Consider the following 17,492-nt stretch of genomic DNA (forward strand, 5'->3'; position numbering starts at 1 on the left):
CTAAATCAGTCCGTCGCCTGGATAGTCTCGACAAGCGGGCGTAAATCGGGGTTCGTAGTAAAGTAGGCTTCGTAAACCGGGCCCATAGCCGCTTGAAACGGGGCTTTGTCGGCCACTTCATTCACGACCACACCAGCTTCTTCGACGGCTGTACGGCTGGCTGCTTCGCGCTCGGCCCACAATTGCCGCTGAAGTTTTGCAGATTCCTGAGCTGCCTCTCGAACCGCGGCCTGCATCTCAGGTGACAGTGCGTTGAACGTGTCGGTATTAATGCAGATACATTCGGGTATGATCAGGTGCTGAGACAGCGAATAGAAACCTGCAACTTCGAAGTGGCCAGTTGACTCGTACGATGGCCAGTTGTTTTCGGCACCATCGACGACACCGGTTTTCAGCGCCTGATAAACTTCGGCAAACGCCATTGGCGATGGGTTGCCACCAAGCTCAGAAATCATGCCTGTAAAGAGGTCATTATTCATGACCCGAACTTTCATTCCCTCAACATCGGCAGGTGCGTTGATTGCCTTTGTTCCGTTGTAGAAGGAGCGAGCGCCAGCGTCATACCACGCAAGAGGTGTCAAGCCTTTGGCTGCCATACCTGCCGCAATTGCCTCGCCACCATCACTGTCCAAGACGCGGAACATGTGCGGGACGTCTTTGAATATAAAGGGCAAAGATACAACATTGGCCTCGGCGACAATCGGGCCAATTGGGCCCAGGTTAAAGTTGCCGACTTCCAATGCGCCTGCGCGGACCTGTTCAACCGCGTCGGGCTGACTGCCCAGCGTGCCCCCATGGAACATTTGAAGGCTGATTTCACCGCCAGTTTTTTCCGTAATGAGTTCTGCGAATTTGTCCATCGCGATGGTGTTTGGGTAACCATCCACGTGGATATTCCACCCGCGCCAATCCTCTGCGAAGGATGCGCTCCCGGTAATTGCGACCACGGTCGCGGCGCTCATCAGCGTTTTAGTCAGTTTGATATTCATATTTTCCTCCCTAGAAAACAGACAGTTGACTCGATGCCCGGCGAAGGCCGGTTATGAAAAGAGCAGGCCTCCGTTGATGTCGATGTTCGCGCCCGTAATGAAAGCAGCGGCGTCTGAGGCCAGATAGGCGACCAGATTGGCGACATCCTCAGATGTGCCTTCGCGTTTAAGCGGCGTGGCGCCGGCCACGTTGGTCCGCACTTCGCTTTTTGTGAAGACATTGTGAAAATCGGTGTCGATCATGCCCGGGCAAACCGAATTTACCCGGATGTCCGGCCCCAGTTCTTTGGCCAATCCACGCGTCATCGTCATGACCGCACCCTTCGAGGCCGCATAGGCGACCGCGCCTGGGCCACCCCCGTCACGCCCCGCCTGACTCGCAAACCCGACGATCGCGCCGCCTTTTTTCATATGCGGCAACACGGCCTGAACAGCGCGGGCAAAAGAAGTGGTGTTCAGGTCCATGACATGGCACCAATGCTCCATATCCATCTCAGACAGGGTCTTCCGGGCCAGCAATCCGCCGGTCACGTGGGCAAGAATGTCGATCCGAGGTCCGAATGTCGCAATAGTCTCCGAGATCAGCCTTTCCACATCCGCACCGGAGGTCATGTCGCCCTGTATGGCAATCGCCTTACCTCCGGCAGCCGTTATTTCCTGAACCGCCGATTCCGCACCCGAAGATGAGCTGTGATAGTTGATCGCGATCGACGCTCCAGCCTTGGCCAGTTTCATGACGCAGGCGCGGCCAATGTCCCGTCCGCCGCCGGTTACGATCGCAACCTTCCCTGCCAGTTCCATGTTCGGGCCAATCTGTTCAGCGTTCAATTCGGTCATTTTCTTGCCCCCTTGGCTCCCCGGTCATCCAGTCAGTGCGCCCGTTTTGGTCTTTGAGCCTTAACGAGCATTCAGCCGTGTTGCCTATTGTAGTCGACTAGGATACTAGTATTGTCAACAAATTTGTTTGGGAGCCACAAAAGGCTTCGCACGGCCCGTGCTAAATGGATTGGCTGGAGATACATTGAGGAGTATCGGAGGGAGAGGCCTAGTGGCCCAGAATGCCGCCGGTGTTGGTCACGCGCAGAAAAAGGCAGGAAATGCAAAGTATTACGGATAAAATCGAGCGGCGCACAACCACTGACATCGTATATGAGAGTTTGTACGAGGCGATCGTTTCACTGGAAATTCTGCCGGGAACAAAACTGTCCGAAGCAGATATTGCAAAAAAGTTCGAAGTGTCGAGGCAGCCGGTCCGCGATGCTTTCAACAGGCTTGAGGCGCAGGATTTGCTGCTGATCCGACCACAGAAAGCCACGCGGGTACGTAGTTTTTCCATGGAACGGATCGGTCATGCGCGCTTTGTTCGCCTCTCGGTCGAGTTGGAAGTGGTGCGCGCTGCATGTCGGAACTGGAAGCCCGAGTATTCGAAGCAACTGGAAGACAATCTCATGCAGCAGAAAGATGTCGTTTCAGGGAACGAGGCCGAAAAGTTCCATCAGCTCGACTACGACTTTCATCGGCTGATTTGTGAGTTGAGCGGCAACCCGCTGGCCTTCAATACGATTCAGGAATGCAAAAGAAAGATCGATCGCCTGTGCGTTCTAAGCCTAGGGCGCGAGAGCGAGGCCGACATTTTGGTTCGGGATCATATTGAGCTGGCAAAATCGCTAGCAGACCGCGACGAGGCGACTGCGACCGAGACGATACGCCGTCATTTGGGTCGCATCGACAAGACCATCGAGGAGGTTCACTCGAAACATGCCGAGTATTTCGAATAAATTGAACGCCGCCAACTGACTAAGGACCTCGCATTATGACCAAGAGCTATCCGATTGTATCACCTGCCTCAGGTGTCACGCGCCAGGTTTTGGCGGATAATGAAGACCTCATGATGGTTTCATTCCGGTTTGAAGAAGGTGCCGAAGGCGTGTTGCACGACCATCCGCATGTGCAGTCGACATTTGTGCGGTCCGGGCGGTTCAACTTTGTCATCGGAGATCAGGAGCGAGCGTTGGAACCCGGTGACAGCCTGATTATTCCGTCCGGTGTAAGCCATGGTTGTGTTTGCCTGGCTGCCGGAGAGTTGATCGACTGCTTCACGCCCAGGCGGGACGATTTTCTGTAAGGCGTTTTCCGTCCGCGCCATGACCTTTGGCCACGTTCTGCGCATTGAGGCAGGGTAGTCTACTTTCGGTGGGTCGGGCAGGGCGACGCCATATTCTGCGTTAGAAATCGGATCAATGACGGGCGACGCCGCAGCTCAGGTTAGGAATTGCGTATCTCGCGGGCTGATCCGATGCCGAGGATCAGGTCGGCGCATCGTTCGCCCAGCATCATGGCAGGTGCGTTTGTGTTGCCGGCGTTGATGTCGGGCACGGCTGACATGTCGCACACCCGCAAGCTCTCGATTCCGCGCACGCGCATCCTGGCGTCCAGCACGGCCATTCCGTCGCCGTCCCGGCCCATTTTGGCAGTGCCCGCCGGGTGATAGTTGGTTTTTACGAATCGCTTGCAATGTGCTCGTAGCGTCTGGTCGTCGTCCGCTGTGGGAATGACGATTTCGCGAACCCTTTGAGCAAGCGGGCCCGAAGTGAATGCCCGGCGAAAGAACCGCTGCCCCCGGATCATCTCTTGCATGTCGTCTTCATGCTTCAGAAGGTTGGGCGAGACCACTGGCATGGTGTGAGGATCGGCCGAGCGAAGCCGGACCTCTCCGCGTGATTTCGGTTTGACCACGACGGTCGTAACGGTCAGGCCAAAGTCATCCTGCACCTCGTCCAGAGCGTCGCGATCCAGATAAACAATTGGCACGCAAAAAGCTTGAATGGTTGGTTCTCCATCAGGAATCGACGGATTGACAAACGCGCCGGCTTCGACTCCGGCGGAAGTCACCGGTCCGCTGCCGAACAGTTTGAACTGGATGCCGTTGCGAAGCATCCGCCAGCCCTCACCTTGTTTGAAGTATCCGTAGGGACCGTTGGCAAAGGCGGTAATTGGAACTTCGGGGTGGTCGATCAGGTTCTGGCCAACCCCAGGCAATGGGCAGATCACGGGAATACCGTGATCGGCAAGATGTGCATCAGGTCCGATGCCTGATAGCATTAGGATTTTTGGCGTCACCAGAGCGCCCGCCGCAACGACAACTTCACCATCGCACCGGACCGTGTGGGCTCCGCGTTTGTCTCGATACTGCACGCCGACGGCCTTATCGTTTTCGATGATGACTTTGCTGACCGTTGCGCCAAGCTGGATGGTCAAGTTCGGGTTCGTCTCGAGAGGGGCGAGAAACGCATAGGCTGACGAACTGCGCTTACCGGCGCGATTGGTGAACTGATAGAACCCGACACCGCGCTGCGTTGCGCCGTTAAAGTCCGTGTTGAATGGTTCGCCAAGGGCCTGCACCGACTGAACGAACCAACGTGACATGTCGTCGATATGCCCCGGATCCGAGACCTGCACCGGACCGTTGCTGCCATGCAGGTCATTGTGAAGCCTGTTATTGTCTTCCATTCTACGGAAGTAGGGCAGCACATCATCCCATCCCCAGCCGACCCCGTCGTTGGTCTGTCGTAGCAGGTCGTCCCACGCGTCATAATCAGTAGGGCGGCCGCGCATATAGACCTGGGCATTCACAGACGACCCGCCACCCAGCACGTTGGCCTGCGGAATGTCATGCACGCGACCGTCCAGGTGGTCCTGCGGTTCGGTCTGGTGGTAGGTCATGAACTTGGACCCGTTGATCATCTTGAAGATACCCGGCGGCATGTCCAGCAACGGATGGCGGTGCGAATGCCCGGCCTCCAGCACCAGAACCCTGCACTTGCCCTGGTTGACTAGTCGCGCTGCAGCGGCTGCGCCGGCAGAGCCGCCGCCGATGACGATATGATCGAAGGTTTCCGTCATGAATTCGCCTTCAGGCCCGGCGTTTGGGTTCGCTGATCGAGTCGCGCTCCACCAGTTCGCATTCAAGCTTCACGAGAGGGTGTCGCTGACCATCCGTCGGACCGTGGAACAACTGTTCGATGACCCAGCGTCCCATCGCCCTAGTTGGAAGGATCATCGAGGTCAGGGGGGGCGACAGGTGTCGCGCGGTTTCGTCATCGTCAAATCCGATGACCGAGATGTCTTCGGGGATGGATAGGCCAAGTTCCTTGAGCGCCTCATAGCAGCCGATTGCCATTCGGTCATTCTGACAGAAAATGGCGGTTGGCGGAGAGGGCAGGTCCATCAATTCGCGCGTGGCAGCATAGCCTGCGCTGGGCAGCCAGTTGCCCTCGATGACCAAATCCTCGTCAAATGGGATGTCGGCGGAAGCAAGGGCGTTTCTGTACCCGGTCGTTCGCCCTGCGGCGCATTCCATGAACGGCTCACCGGTGATGGTGGCGATTCGTTTGTGCCCCGCCTTGATCAGGGCGTTGGTCGCCGTATGTCCAGCAGCGACTTCGCCGGGGATCACCGCAGGAAAAGAGAGGTCGTCGCAAAAGCAGTTCAGCAGCAGAACCGGGGTTGCGGTCTGCCTGAGTATTTCCGGAACGACCACCCGCCGGGTGAAAACGGTTGCGTAAATGATGCCCGCAACCTGTTGGTCGAGGAAATACCTAAGCGTTCTGGGTTCGACCTCGGGGTCGTTTTGGGTTTCTGCCAGCAATACAAGATTTCCCGTGTCCCGAACGGCCTGTTTCACGCCATTAAACGCGTTTACCATTTCGGGGCTCGACGCCAGATCGTCCACGACAAAAGCGATGGTGCCGTCTAACGCCGAGGGTCGAGGCGCGCTGTCCTGGGGTTTCCTGAGTTGAGAGGGCATGGCGTATCCAAGCGTGTTGGCGGCATCCAGGACTCTTTGCTTTGTGTCCTCGGAGATTTTGACGGAATCGTTCTTGTTTAGAACCAGCGATACTGTCGTCTGTGAGCACCCGGCGACGCGTGCAATATCATGCATCGTTATGCGCTGCCGGCCCGCGACTCGTCCCACGCCCCTGTGCTGCCCGGTCTTGTTCGCTTGATCGTTCATCGCTCAACCTTTTTGTTCGCTTCCTTTTTATCGACTATGCGGAGGACACGCAACTAATATTAGTGAATAGTAATTAATATTAGTGTTGACGAAATAATATTATTAGTGTTTTGATCGGCAGTGCGGTCGCCAATGTGGTCTGACCGAGCAAACGCGGGAGGCGAAATTGCGGTCTGTGGTGGGGGAGTTGGGTCAGGTGGTTCGGCATTCGATGTTCATCGATGGCCGCTTTACCGACTCTGACGCGGACACGGTTGGTGTCGAGAACCCTGCAAATGAAGAGATCGTTGCGCAAGTTCCAGATGGCGGTGCCGCTCATGCGGATGCGGCCGTCGAGGCGGCCCATCGTGCTTTTAGCTCGTGGTCCTCGCGTCCGGCGATCGAGCGGGCGCGACTGGTTCAGCGGTTGGCCGAAGCCATCCGGATTGACGCCGGGCGTCTGGCAGCCTTGATCACGGTCGAGCAGGGCAAGCCGATCACGCAGGCCCGAAGTGAAGTTGATGCCGCTGTTACCTTTCTTTGCCATGCGGCTGAAGAGGCCCGGAGGATTTCGGGTGACATAGTGGCATCGGACAACAAGTCCGAGGAAATCCAGATCCGGCGTCATCCTTATGGCGTTGTTGTTGCGTTGACGGCCTGGAACTATCCGTTGGCATTGGCCGCCAGGAAAGTCGGGCCTGCGCTGGTCGCGGGCAACACTGTTGTTCTGTTGGGGCACGAAATCACGCCGCTGTCCGGTCTCGCGATCGCCGAGCTTGCCGAAAAGGTCGGGTTTCCGCCCGGTGTTCTGAATGTTCTGACAGGCAAGGGGCCGGTGGTAGGGCAGCGGTTGGTCGAACACCCCGATACCTCACTGATCACAATGACCGGCAGCACACGAGCCGGTAAAGAGATTTTTCGCGCCGCGGCCGACCGGATCAAGGTTGTCCGGCTCGAGCTTGGCGGTAAGGCTCCGTTCATCGTGATGGAGGATGCGGATATTGACGCCGCCGTTTCGGCCGCGATTGCCGCCCGGTTTGCCAATTGCGGCCAGATTTGCACCTGCAACGAGCGTATGTATCTACATCGCGGCATTGCGGATCAGTTTCTTGAAAAATTCGTGTCTGCGGCCCGTGCTTTGTCGATCGGGGATCCGATGGAGGACTGCGATCTGGGTCCCAAAGTCAGCAAGGCCGAGGTGTCCAAGGTCGACGAAATCATTAAGCGCAGCATCACGGAAGGTGCCACGGTTCATCTGGAAGGCGGGCCCCTGTTGGACAGCGCGCACCGCAAAGGACACTGGATGTCCCCGACGGTTCTCGAGGTCTCCGACAACGGCAATGCCGCGATGCAAGAGGAGGTCTTTGGCCCTGTGGCGACAGCCATGCGAGTCGAAGATTTTGATCAGGCGATAGAATTTGCGAATGACACATCATTCGGGCTGTCTGCCTATCTCTTTACGGGATCGCACCGGCGATTGATGGAGGCCCCGAGCCGTTTGAAGTTCGGCGAATTGTACCTGAACCGCTCCAATGGTGAGGCCGTACAGGGATTTCACACCGGTTGGGGTTTGTCCGGGGTTGGGGGCGAAGACGGCGCGTATGGCTTCGATGGCTATCTGAGGAAACAGACGACTTACATGAATTGGGCATGACCTGAGAACTCGCGGTCAAAACGGAGGCGACCGCACCAATGGAGGAGGAATAACCATGAAACGCAGAACTCTTTTGATCTCGACGGTTGTCGCGGGTGCGCTGTTGGGCACCACGGTGATCGCGCAGGATCTGCCACCGCTTGAGCAGAAGGATCGCTACAAGGTCGGCTTTGCGCAGATGGAATCGAACAATCCGTGGCGCATTGCCGAGACAAAATCATTCCATGATACGGCCGAGGCCTGCGGCTGGGACCTTATCGCGACGGATGCAGCCGGATCTGCGGCAAAGCAGGTTGCGGATGTGGACAGCATGATCGCCCAAGGCATCGACGTTCTGTTCCTGCCCCCGCGGGAAGAAAAGCCGTTGATCCCAGCCGTTATGAAGGCCCGTGCAGCGGGAATCCCGACCTTTTTGGTGGACCGCTCGGTTGATCCGGCCGTTGCCAAGCCGGGCGAGCATTTTGTGGCGTTCCTTGGGTCGGATTTCATTGATCAAGGCAACCGGGCCGCACAGTGGCTGATGGAGAATTTCGACGGCGACAATGGCGTCATCGTCCAGTTGGAGGGCACGACTGGTTCTTCACCTGCAAATGACCGCAAAAAAGGTTTCGACGACGCGATTGCAGCGGATGACCGCTTTGAGATCGTGGCTTCTCAGACCGGTGACTTTGCGCGCGACCTGGGTCGTCAGGTGATGGAAACCCTGCTGCAGGCGCACCCCGATGTGAACGTGGTCTACGCCCACAATGACGAGATGGCGATCGGTGCGATCCAGGCTCTGGAACTGGCCGGCCGCAAGCCCGGCGAGGACGTGACCATCGTTTCGATCGACGGGACACGCGATGCACTTCAGGCTATTATCGATGGCAAGATGGGGGTGACGGTGGAAAGCTCACCCTTCTTCGGCCCTCTGGCTTGTGAAGTCATGAAAAAATACGCAGCTGGCGAGGCGATCCCGGAATGGGTGAAAGTCGAAGATCGCATCTTTACCAAGGACAATGCGGCCGATCACATCGACGAAGCCTATTGATTCTCCCTGGTGGGTGGTGCTGGCCTGTGGTCGGCGCCGCCTGCAAGCAATCGGAGGAAGACATCTCATGAATGCGCTCGTCTCGATGTCGGGAATTGAAAAGTCGTTTGCCGGCGTACCGGCACTTAGCCAGGCCAACCTGGAAATCGCGCCCGGCGAGGTTCATGCGCTGATCGGCCAGAACGGTGCCGGAAAATCGACGATGATCAAGGTTCTGACCGGAGTTTACGATCGGGATGCCGGCGACGTTCATCTGGCGGGTGTGCCGAGCCGCATCTCCACTCCGCGCGAAGCGCAGGAATCCGGAATTGCCACCATCTATCAAGAGCTCAACCTGGTACCGCTGCGGTCAGTGACTGAAAACATCATCATGGGGTACGAGCCCAAACGTCTCGGCTTTCTGGTCGACTGGCGCGAGGGCAACAGGCGCGCACGCGAGGTGCTTACGCGCTTTGGCATAGATATCGACGTGACCGAGCCGTTAGGAAATTTCTCGACAGCGATCCAGCAGTTGGTTGCAATTGCGCGGGCTGTTTCGCTGGATGCGAAACTTGTCATCATGGACGAACCCACGTCGTCGCTGGATGCCAGCGAAGTCGAGGTGCTGTTCGGTGTTGTGCGCGAGTTGAAGAAACAGGGCGTGTCTGTTCTTTATGTTTCGCATTTCCTCGATGAGCTGTTCCAAATATGCGATCGAGTCACAACGATGCGAGATGGGCGCACCGTTAGCAGGCGTAACGTCCAGGACACGACCAAACTGGAAATGATCGCGGACATGCTGGGCCGCAACAAGGATGAGATCGCGGCAGACGGTTTGACGGACTTCGCAGGTGCCAAGGCCAAGAAAGGCGATATCGTTTTACGGGCGGACTCTGTTTCAACAGGCCCGCGGCTGACGCATTTCGACCTCACGCTCCACCGTGGGGAAATCGTCGGGTTGGGCGGATTGCTGGGCTCTGGCCGGACCGAGGCGGCGCGCGCTTTGTTCGGAGTGGACGGGAAACGCAGCGGCGCAATCGAGTTGCATGGCACGGTCGGTCAACCGTCCGGACCGGGTGACGCGATCGCAAACGGCGTCGGCTTTCTGACCGAAGATCGCAAGGCCGAAGGGATCGTTCCAGACATGTCCGTGCGCGAGAACATGACGCTGGCCCTGCTGCCGAAACTGGCCAGCCGTGGTCAAATCGACTTTGCCCGCGAGCGCGAGATCGTTCAGGCCTTTATCGACGATCTGGGCATCAAGGCGGCGCATATGGACCAACCCATTCGAGAACTGTCCGGTGGCAACCAGCAAAAGGTGCTGCTTGCCCGTTGGCTGGCGACGCAGCCCGACATCCTGATACTCGACGAACCGACCCGAGGCGTGGATGTCGGCGCCAAGCGAGAGATCCAATCCTTCATTCGGTCTTATGTCGAGAAGGGTTTTGGTGTCGTCCTCATTAGTTCGGAATTCGAAGAACTGGTGGAAGGCGCTGACCGCATCGTTGTCATGCACGAGGGACGCTCGGTCAAGGAATTGACCAACCCCGGAGTCACCGAGAACATACTGGTGCGCGCGCTTGCGCATCATGAAGAAGGAACTGGTTCATGGACCGCGCAATGAAGTTGCCGCAACGGGTCGCATCAATGCCCTTCCGCTTTCACGGCGGCATCGCCGCGTTGGTCGCCCTATTGGTGTTCAACGCGTTTTTCACACCTAATTTCCTGCAACTGCAAACCCTGTTCGTAAATATCAGCCAGGTCGCTACGATCGCCATCGTGGCCATGGGGATGACGCTGGTAATCGCCACGGGTGGGATCGATCTGTCGGTTGGGGCGGTCATGGCGCTGGCGGGGGCGCTTGCTCCGCTGATCTTTCTGTCGGATCTGGGCGCTGCCAATCCGATGCTAGGCGTCACTTTGGCCATTGTCCTGCCGCTTTTCATTGCGGGGCTATGCGGGGCATTCAACGGCGTGATGGTTGCCGTGTTGAACGTGCAGCCCATCGTTGCGACGCTCATTCTCTTCATCTCTGGTCGCGGTATTGCCCAAGTCTTGACGAACGGGAACCTGCAGACGTTTTCAAACCCTTCATTCAGTTATCTTGGAACTGGTAAAGTGCTTGGTTTGCCGTTCCAGGGCTGGCTGGCGCTGGCCATTGCCTGTGTGCTGTTTTGGGTGATCACCAGAACCACATGGGGCCGTTACCTGCTGGCCATAGGGGGCAATGAACGCGCGGCCTATCTGTCGGGTGGTCCCGTCCGACGGGTCAAGATCGGGGCCTATGTCATCTGCGCGGTGCTTGCGGGCCTAGCCGGTTTGATCGTGGTTGCAATCAACTCGGCCTCGGACGCCGCGCGCAACGGCAATCTGATGGAGCTTGATGCCATCGCGGCCGCGGTTGTTGGCGGGGCTCTTTTGCAAGGCGGGCGAGCGCCGATCTTTGGTGCCATACTGGGTGCCGTCATCATCCAGTTGGTCAAATATACATTGTTGGCCAACGGGGTAGAGGACGAAGTTGCACTGATCGCCAAGGCCGTCATCATTATCCTGGCCGTTTGGGTCCAGCAGTTTCGGAGGACTTAATCGATGTTGGATGAAACGGCTTTTGACCTGCGAAAATACCTTCGACGTAATTCGGCCTCGGTGACGGTGTGGATCGCACTGCTGGCTTTGATTCTGTTCGGGCTGATGCGCTATGACAACTTTGGCAGCGCCTACAATTTCTCGTCTTTCCTGAATTACAACGCGATGTTCATCGCGATTGCGCTGGGCATGTGTTTTGTGATCATGACCGGCGGGATTGATCTGTCGGTCGGATCCGTGGCGGCCTTTACCTCGGTTGTTGCGGCCTATCTCAGCCCGTATGGGATTCAGGTTGCGTTGCCGGGGGCCGTTCTTGCCGGGGTTGGTTTCGGGGCGATCAACGCCTTTTGCATAATCATCCTTCGGATCCCGCCCTTCATCGCCACGCTGGCCACCATGCTGGCCGCAAAAGGCGGCGCATTGGTGATTTCGGGCGCCCAGACAATTTCGGTCGATTGGGGGTCGAACTTCACCAAGCTTGGCATGGGGCAGGCGTTTGGCCTGTTTCCATGGGCAATCGTCATCGTGGCCGGACTGACTCTGGCACTTTGGCTGGTGCTGGAAAGAACAACCATCGGGCGGACCGTCTTGGCGATCGGTGGCAGCGAGGATGCCTCGAACCTCATGGGCCTGAAGGTCAATCGCGCCAAGGCTTTTGTCTACCTGCTGTCGGGTGGCTGTGCAGGGCTGGCCGGAGTCTTTCTGGCCTCGGGTTTTGGAGCTGGGCAACCCCTTGAAGGCATCGGATGGGAATTGTCAGCCATCGCTTCCGTGGTTGTAGGCGGCACTTTGTTGACGGGTGGGATGGGATCGATCCCTGCGACGGTCGCCGGCGCGCTGTTGCTGGGGCTGGTCTTCAACGTTCTAAACTTTGAAAACGGTCAGGGCACCATCAGTTTCAGTGCCTATTGGCAAATGGTCATACGTGGAGGCTTTCTATTTGCGGTCATCCTTTTACAGTCTCGGGTTATTGCCAGGCAGCAGAAGGTCTTAGGTTAATGAATCGCATAGAAAGTGTATCAGCGCGGCTGTTCAACGTTCCGCTCGCCGAAGTCCTAGTCGATGCCAAACATGGGGATCACACGTTTTTTCAATTGATCACGGTCACCATTCAAACCTCGGATGGGGTCGAGGGGGTCGGGTATACCTATACCGGGGGAAAGGGTGGTCACGCCATTCTGGCGATGATCAAGCATGACCTGGCACCGTTCCTTGTTGGACAAGACGCCGAACAGATCGAAAGCCTGTACGATGCCATGCAGTGGCACGTGCACTACGTGGCACGGGGCGGGATCGCCTCGTTTGCCATCTCGGCCGTGGATATTGCACTGTGGGATATTCGCGGCAGAACGCAGAATGCGCCATTGTGGCAGATGGCCGGTGGAGCGTCGAAAAGGTGCAAGGCCTATGCCGGCGGGATCGACCTGAATTTCTCGTTGGAGAAACTGCTGCGTCAGACCGAAGGGTACCTTGCGCGTGGGTTCAACGCAGTCAAGATCAAGGTCGGTCAACCAGACCTGGCCGACGATCTTGCACGTGCCCGGGCGGTGCGCGAGATGCTGGGGCCGGACCGGTTCTTCATGGTCGATGCGAATTACTCTATGAGTGTCGAACAGGCCATCGTCGCTGCCAGAGGGTTCGCCGACTGCGATATCCTGTGGTTCGAGGAACCGACTATTCCAGACGATTACAAAGGTTATGGTCGGATTGTCGAAGCGACGGGCGTTCCCCTTGCCATGGGTGAAAACCTGCACACCATACACGAATTTGAATACGCCTTTGATGACGCGAAACTGAGTTTTGTCCAGCCCGATGCCTCAAACTGCGGTGGAATCACCGGCTGGCTGCGCGTGGCCGCGCTAAGCGCACAGCACGGCATTCCGGTTTGCAGTCATGGGATGCAGGAGCTGCACGTCAGCCTTGTTTCTGCGCAACCCAACGCAGGCTGGCTAGAAGTACACTCATTCCCGATAGACCAGTACACGACCCGTCCACTAGTTGTCGAAGACTGTCTGGCCGTGGCCCCGGATACCCCGGGAACCGGAGTGGAATTCGACTGGGACAAATTGAATGCGGAACACAAGGAGATGCATAGATGACGACCCAGACGATCACTGCCGCATACTACAGGGGTAAAAAGAGCTTTGCAGTAGAGCAAGCCCAAGCGACAGATCCGGGTCCCGGCGAGGCTGCCATTCGTGTTGCCTATTGTGGGATTTGCGGGACGGATATGCACGTCTACCACGGCAACATGGATGCCCGCGTCGGCCTGAACCGGGTGATTGGGCATGAGATGTCAGGTGTGGTCGAAGCGGTGGGCGAGGGCGTCGATACGGTCGAACCCGGCCAGAAGGTCGTTGTCCGACCGCTTGATCACTGCGGAGAATGCCCAGCTTGCAAGCGGGGGCATCAGCATATCTGTCAGAATCTCAAGTTTCTCGGCCTCGACACCGATGGCGCTATGCAAGAGATCTGGACTGTTCCGGCCCACACGTTGCACGTTCTGCCGGATGACTTGCGCATGGATCACGCGGCGCTGATCGAGCCGGTTGCCGTTGCCTGCCACGATGTGCGGCTGTCTGACCTGCAACCTGGAGAGGACGTTGTCGTTATCGGCGGCGGCCCGATTGGCATCCTGGTTGCCATGGTTGCGCGGGACGCGGGTGGAAATGTCGTGATTTCCGAAGTGAATCCGAACCGTCTTGCGATTGCTGAAAAACTTGGCTTTGACACGATCAACCCAATCGAAACCGATCTGGTGTCCACAATCAACGCGCGCACGGGCGACAAAGGGGCAGATGTGGTTTTCGAGGTGTCAGGAACGCAGCCCGGTGTCGATGCAATGACCGCCGTTGCCGCGACTCGGGCCCGGATCGTAATGGTCGCGATCCATGCTCAAAAGCCCCAGATCGACCTGTTCCAGTTCTTCTGGCGAGAGCTGCAACTGATCGGTGCTCGGGTCTATGAGCCAGAGGATTACGAGAAAGCCATTGCAGTTGTCGCCTCGGGCGGAGTGGACGCGGATGTTGTGATCACGGACGTCAACCCTCTGGCAGACATCCAGGCCGCGTTCGAAGCACTGGATCGCAGCCCAACCGCAATGAAAAGCCTGATCAAAGTAGGACCGCGTTCATGAGTGTTTTGCAAAGTTTCGACCTGACGGGAAAGACGGCCCTTGTGACCGGGTGCAAACGCGGTATCGGGCGCGGTATGGCCGAAGCATTGGCATCGGCCGGAGCCAATATCATCGGAGTGTCCGCCTCGCTCGAGTTGTCTGGCTCGGATGTCGAAAAAGCCGTGACGGCGATGGGACGCAATTTCCGGGCCTACCAATGCGACTTTTCGGATCGCGCCGCGCTGCATGGGTTCATTGATCAGTTGAGGGCCGACGGACAAACCCCTGATATACTTGTCAACAATGCCGGCACGATCAAACGCAAACCCGCCGCCGAACACCCGGACGACTGGTGGGACGAAGTGATGGAGGTGAACCTGTCCTCGCAGTTCGTTCTGTCACGCGAGATCGGCAAGGACATGCTGGCGCGCGGCTCGGGGAAGATTATCTTCACTGCATCGCTGCTGACATTTCAGGGTGGCATCACCGTTCCGGGCTATGCGGCCTCGAAAGGCGGGATTGGACAGCTGACCAAAGCCTTGGCCAACGAATGGGCCGGGCAGGGCGTAAACGTGAATGCGATCGCGCCTGGCTACATCGCGACCGACAACACCCAAGCCCTGCGGGATGATCCGGTTCGGTCGAAGTCGATCCTGGAACGAACACCCCAAGGCCGTTGGGGTACGCCTGTTGATTTTGCGGGACCGGTGGTCTTTCTGGCCTCGGCTGCGTCGGACTACGTCAACGGTGAAATCCTCGTAGTCGACGGGGGCTGGATGGGGCGTTAGCACTGCCAACGCTCCATGTGATCCAAGGCATCACGTCCCGATGTAGTGCACCTTCAATCGGCGTGCCTTGGGTGCTTCCCGATGTTCGAACAGGTACAGGCTTTGTACGCGACCCAGCGGAAGCTGCCCCTGTTCGACCGGGATCGATACCTGAGTTTGCGTCAACAGCGCCCGCAGATGCGATGGAGCGTTGTCGTCCTCGGTCGGGCGGTGGTGATACTTGCCTGGTGACTTGGGCACGAGTTTCTCGAAGAACGTCTCGATATCCTTGAGCACTTCGGGATCGGCATTGGCCTGCACCAACAGCGCGGCACCGGTGTGGACGCACCAAAGGGTCAACAGGCCCGAGACAAATTCGTGTTCGGACACCGCACGCTGCACGATCCCGCTGATGTCGATGAGGGATTTGCCCGGCGTTTCAATCGACAGCTCGAAAAACTCTTGCTTCATCCAGCAGGCCCTTTCCTTGATTTCACGCGAACGCGCCCAGCTTTCTACACCCCATTTGGCATTCAGCAATGGGGGTCAAACTTTTGATTTTGAACGCATATTGACTGCACGTTCATGCAAACAGGCTTTTGAACCTGTCCACACACAGACGAAAACCATCTTCGAAATTCCCGTTGCCGGGGTGATAAACGCTTTCGAAAGAAATGACGCCATCATAGCCGTCGGATCTGAGTGCGTCCGCGATGGGTTGGAACAATGGCGCAAGCTGACCTTCCCCCATGCGGCGCACTTCCAGTGTTGCCCGCGGCGTGTCGACCTTTACGTCCTTGATATGAATGTGACCCAGATAGCCGCCGCGCAGTTCTTCATAACCGTCCGGGTATGCCAGTTCATGGCACCAGCAGTTGTTTCCGGGGTCCCACAGCACTTTCAAAGAGTCTTTGGCGTCCAACTCGTCAATCAGCTTTCGGGCTGTATAGTTGGAATTGACCAGCGTGCCGTTTCCGGTTTCCACGACAAGCGTCACGCCCTCAGCTCTTGCCAGTTCAACCGCCGGCGCGATCAGCGGCGGCATCGAGTCCCATACCCCATGCGCTACGTTCCACTTCTCGGCGCCGTTTTTTCCCCACAGTATCTGCTCTTTTCGTTGAGTCATGATCCGAACCAGCGGAGACCCAACAACATGCGCCATGTCGATTACGCGTTTCAAGGCGTCCATATGCCGAGTGTGCAGGTCGTCGCCGGGCCTGTTGGCAGCTGTCATCCCCGCAAAGATATGGCGCGACAGACATGACACAGGCTTGCCCCGGTCGCGCAAAAGCGCGTCGATCTCGGCAATTTGCTGCGGGGAATGATCCCCGACCTCCGCATCGCCAACGAATTGAAGCTCTGCATAGTCCAGGCCGTACTCGTCCATCACGTCCACGGCATGCCGCAGATCGCTGGAAATGCCGTCGCAAATTACACCCAATTTCATGTCCGGTCCCCTCAGCGATGCAATTCTGCGTCAACGATTTCTTCGATGACGCGAGTACACACCCAGTTGTCACCATTCGGGTATTTGGTTTTTCCTGCGTGAAAGATCTGCATAGCGGATGATGCTGTGTGCATTGGAACGCCCAACGCACCGGCGAGTGCCAGCGAGATCGTCAGATCCTTGTGCATGGTTGCGATATGGCTGCCGGTGGCCTCGAACTTGCGATCAATGATGTTTTCAAGGGCGGAATTCACGACGCCGCACCCCGCGCTGGATGAGGAGAACACATCAAGTAATGCCTGACCGCTGACACCGGCTTTGGCCGCCAGGGCCGCAGCCTCGAATGTGGCGGAAAAGATCGATCCGATCAGGGATTGCAGGCAGGCTTTCACGGTTTGCCCGTCGCCAGCGCTTTCGCCGACCCGATGAATTGTTGCCGACACTGCCTTCATGACTTCTGCATTTCGGTCCAGCACATCCGCAGCACCGGCAGCCATCATCGTCAATGTGCCGTTCTGCGCGCCGGGAAACCCACCTGAGACCGGCGTGTCGATTAAGTTAATGCCCGAGCCTTCCATATCCTGCCCGATGGCGCGGGCTTCGGTCGGGGTAATGGTCGCCGACAGGATGACCGTTCCGCCTTTGGCCATGTTCGCAACCAGCCCGTTTTCACCCAGAATGACATCGCGGGCCTGATCTCCGTTCATCACCATGACAAACACACTGGAGGCGTGTCGACCGACCTGTCCCACGCTGTCCTTGTGCCGGCCGCCCATGTCAGCAAATGCCGTCATGCGCGTCTCGCTCAGGTCGAAACCTGATGTTTCGAAGCCATTCTTGATCAGGTTCTTGGCAAGGCCGCTGCCCATGTCGCCAAGACCTATTACGCCTGCAGTTTTCATTTGGACTCCTCCCGATATTTCGCCATTGCC

General features: G+C 57.5%; 17 protein-coding genes. 10 read left to right on the forward strand and 7 right to left on the reverse strand.

Annotation, left to right across the window (positions count from 1 at the left end):
- Nucleotides 1-5: 5 nt before the first annotated feature.
- Complete coding sequence (locus ACR0A1_RS02075; RefSeq protein ID WP_170396121.1) at nt 6-989, reverse strand: TRAP transporter substrate-binding protein; 984 nt, start codon at nt 987-989, stop codon at nt 6-8.
- A gap of 51 nt (nt 990-1,040) precedes the next feature.
- Nucleotides 1,041-1,826, reverse strand: a complete 786-nt coding sequence (locus tag ACR0A1_RS02080; protein ID WP_480503412.1) for an SDR family NAD(P)-dependent oxidoreductase — start codon at nt 1,824-1,826, stop codon at nt 1,041-1,043.
- 260 nt (nt 1,827-2,086) lie between these two features.
- Between ACR0A1_RS02080 and ACR0A1_RS02085 the strand changes: the two genes are divergently transcribed.
- Nucleotides 2,087-2,767, forward strand: a complete 681-nt coding sequence (locus ACR0A1_RS02085; protein WP_480866042.1) for a GntR family transcriptional regulator — start codon at nt 2,087-2,089, stop codon at nt 2,765-2,767.
- A 35-nt stretch (nt 2,768-2,802) separates the two neighbouring features.
- A complete protein-coding gene (locus ACR0A1_RS02090) occupies nt 2,803-3,114 on the forward strand; it encodes a cupin domain-containing protein (RefSeq protein ID WP_170396125.1) in 312 nt (103 codons plus the stop codon).
- A 140-nt stretch (nt 3,115-3,254) separates the two neighbouring features.
- Here the strand turns inward: ACR0A1_RS02090 and ACR0A1_RS02095 are convergent, their stop codons facing one another.
- Nucleotides 3,255-4,892, reverse strand: coding sequence for a GMC family oxidoreductase N-terminal domain-containing protein (locus tag ACR0A1_RS02095; protein ID WP_170626566.1), 1,638 nt, complete (start codon nt 4,890-4,892; stop codon nt 3,255-3,257).
- 10 nt (nt 4,893-4,902) lie between these two features.
- Nucleotides 4,903-5,931, reverse strand: coding sequence for a LacI family DNA-binding transcriptional regulator (locus tag ACR0A1_RS02100; protein ID WP_170396944.1), 1,029 nt, complete (start codon nt 5,929-5,931; stop codon nt 4,903-4,905).
- Nucleotides 5,932-6,178: 247 nt separating this feature from the next.
- On the opposite strand from ACR0A1_RS02100, the gene ACR0A1_RS02105 reads away from it, so the two are divergent.
- The 8 genes from ACR0A1_RS02105 to ACR0A1_RS02140 all read left to right on the forward strand — a co-directional run bounded on the left by ACR0A1_RS02105 (nt 6,179) and on the right by ACR0A1_RS02140 (nt 15,134).
- The gene (locus ACR0A1_RS02105) at nt 6,179-7,636 is read left to right on the forward strand and encodes an aldehyde dehydrogenase family protein (RefSeq protein WP_480585699.1); all 1,458 of its coding nucleotides are present in this window, start codon (nt 6,179-6,181) and stop codon (nt 7,634-7,636) included.
- Nucleotides 7,637-7,691: 55 nt separating this feature from the next.
- Complete coding sequence (locus ACR0A1_RS02110; RefSeq protein WP_170396129.1) at nt 7,692-8,666, forward strand: ABC transporter substrate-binding protein; 975 nt, start codon at nt 7,692-7,694, stop codon at nt 8,664-8,666.
- 67 nt (nt 8,667-8,733) lie between these two features.
- Nucleotides 8,734-10,269: a sugar ABC transporter ATP-binding protein gene (locus ACR0A1_RS02115; protein WP_480866045.1), complete on the forward strand. Its 1,536-nt coding sequence runs from the start codon at nt 8,734-8,736 to the stop codon at nt 10,267-10,269.
- The gene (locus ACR0A1_RS02120) at nt 10,254-11,231 is read left to right on the forward strand and encodes an ABC transporter permease (RefSeq protein WP_480866047.1); all 978 of its coding nucleotides are present in this window, start codon (nt 10,254-10,256) and stop codon (nt 11,229-11,231) included. Before ACR0A1_RS02115 ends, ACR0A1_RS02120 begins: the two co-directional genes overlap by 16 nt.
- A gap of 3 nt (nt 11,232-11,234) precedes the next feature.
- Nucleotides 11,235-12,230, forward strand: a complete 996-nt coding sequence (locus ACR0A1_RS02125; RefSeq protein ID WP_170403549.1) for an ABC transporter permease — start codon at nt 11,235-11,237, stop codon at nt 12,228-12,230.
- On the forward strand, nt 12,230-13,330 hold the full coding sequence (locus ACR0A1_RS02130) for a mandelate racemase/muconate lactonizing enzyme family protein (RefSeq protein WP_223117812.1): 1,101 nt from the start codon (nt 12,230-12,232) through the stop codon (nt 13,328-13,330). The genes ACR0A1_RS02125 and ACR0A1_RS02130 overlap by 1 nt, the downstream gene beginning before the upstream one ends.
- The gene (locus ACR0A1_RS02135) at nt 13,327-14,367 is read left to right on the forward strand and encodes a zinc-dependent alcohol dehydrogenase (protein ID WP_480866049.1); all 1,041 of its coding nucleotides are present in this window, start codon (nt 13,327-13,329) and stop codon (nt 14,365-14,367) included. The genes ACR0A1_RS02130 and ACR0A1_RS02135 overlap by 4 nt, the downstream gene beginning before the upstream one ends.
- Nucleotides 14,364-15,134: an SDR family oxidoreductase gene (locus ACR0A1_RS02140; protein WP_170612569.1), complete on the forward strand. Its 771-nt coding sequence runs from the start codon at nt 14,364-14,366 to the stop codon at nt 15,132-15,134. Before ACR0A1_RS02135 ends, ACR0A1_RS02140 begins: the two co-directional genes overlap by 4 nt.
- Nucleotides 15,135-15,164: 30 nt before the next feature.
- Here the strand turns inward: ACR0A1_RS02140 and ACR0A1_RS02145 are convergent, their stop codons facing one another.
- The 3 genes from ACR0A1_RS02145 to ACR0A1_RS02155 all read right to left on the reverse strand — a co-directional run bounded on the left by ACR0A1_RS02145 (nt 15,165) and on the right by ACR0A1_RS02155 (nt 17,462).
- A complete protein-coding gene (locus ACR0A1_RS02145) occupies nt 15,165-15,584 on the reverse strand; it encodes a secondary thiamine-phosphate synthase enzyme YjbQ (RefSeq protein WP_170511753.1) in 420 nt (139 codons plus the stop codon).
- A 112-nt stretch (nt 15,585-15,696) separates the two neighbouring features.
- A complete protein-coding gene (locus ACR0A1_RS02150) occupies nt 15,697-16,560 on the reverse strand; it encodes a sugar phosphate isomerase/epimerase family protein (protein WP_480866052.1) in 864 nt (287 codons plus the stop codon).
- An 11-nt stretch (nt 16,561-16,571) separates the two neighbouring features.
- Nucleotides 16,572-17,462 (reverse strand): NAD(P)-dependent oxidoreductase, encoded by an 891-nt coding sequence (locus ACR0A1_RS02155; protein WP_480866054.1) that lies wholly within the window; start codon nt 17,460-17,462, stop codon nt 16,572-16,574.
- Nucleotides 17,463-17,492: the final 30 nt, after the last annotated feature.

It is taken from the genome of Ruegeria sp. D6 (assembly GCF_056534365.1).

What these genes read in the sequence shown, in the direction of transcription:
- ACR0A1_RS02075 (WP_170396121.1), bottom strand. Translation starts at nt 989, where the DNA reads ATGAATATCAAACTGACTAAAACGCTGATGAGCGCCGCGACCGTGGTC.
- ACR0A1_RS02080 (WP_480503412.1), bottom strand. Translation starts at nt 1,826, where the DNA reads ATGACCGAATTGAACGCTGAACAGATTGGCCCGAACATGGAACTGGCA.
- ACR0A1_RS02085 (WP_480866042.1), top strand. Translation starts at nt 2,087, where the DNA reads ATGCAAAGTATTACGGATAAAATCGAGCGGCGCACAACCACTGACATC.
- ACR0A1_RS02090 (WP_170396125.1), top strand. Translation starts at nt 2,803, where the DNA reads ATGACCAAGAGCTATCCGATTGTATCACCTGCCTCAGGTGTCACGCGC.
- ACR0A1_RS02095 (WP_170626566.1), bottom strand. Translation starts at nt 4,892, where the DNA reads ATGACGGAAACCTTCGATCATATCGTCATCGGCGGCGGCTCTGCCGGC.
- ACR0A1_RS02100 (WP_170396944.1), bottom strand. Translation starts at nt 5,931, where the DNA reads ATGCATGATATTGCACGCGTCGCCGGGTGCTCACAGACGACAGTATCG.
- ACR0A1_RS02110 (WP_170396129.1), top strand. Translation starts at nt 7,692, where the DNA reads ATGAAACGCAGAACTCTTTTGATCTCGACGGTTGTCGCGGGTGCGCTG.
- ACR0A1_RS02115 (WP_480866045.1), top strand. Translation starts at nt 8,734, where the DNA reads ATGAATGCGCTCGTCTCGATGTCGGGAATTGAAAAGTCGTTTGCCGGC.
- ACR0A1_RS02120 (WP_480866047.1), top strand. Translation starts at nt 10,254, where the DNA reads ATGGACCGCGCAATGAAGTTGCCGCAACGGGTCGCATCAATGCCCTTC.
- ACR0A1_RS02125 (WP_170403549.1), top strand. Translation starts at nt 11,235, where the DNA reads ATGTTGGATGAAACGGCTTTTGACCTGCGAAAATACCTTCGACGTAAT.
- ACR0A1_RS02130 (WP_223117812.1), top strand. Translation starts at nt 12,230, where the DNA reads ATGAATCGCATAGAAAGTGTATCAGCGCGGCTGTTCAACGTTCCGCTC.
- ACR0A1_RS02135 (WP_480866049.1), top strand. Translation starts at nt 13,327, where the DNA reads ATGACGACCCAGACGATCACTGCCGCATACTACAGGGGTAAAAAGAGC.
- ACR0A1_RS02140 (WP_170612569.1), top strand. Translation starts at nt 14,364, where the DNA reads ATGAGTGTTTTGCAAAGTTTCGACCTGACGGGAAAGACGGCCCTTGTG.
- ACR0A1_RS02145 (WP_170511753.1), bottom strand. Translation starts at nt 15,584, where the DNA reads ATGAAGCAAGAGTTTTTCGAGCTGTCGATTGAAACGCCGGGCAAATCC.
- ACR0A1_RS02150 (WP_480866052.1), bottom strand. Translation starts at nt 16,560, where the DNA reads ATGAAATTGGGTGTAATTTGCGACGGCATTTCCAGCGATCTGCGGCAT.
- ACR0A1_RS02155 (WP_480866054.1), bottom strand. Translation starts at nt 17,462, where the DNA reads ATGAAAACTGCAGGCGTAATAGGTCTTGGCGACATGGGCAGCGGCCTT.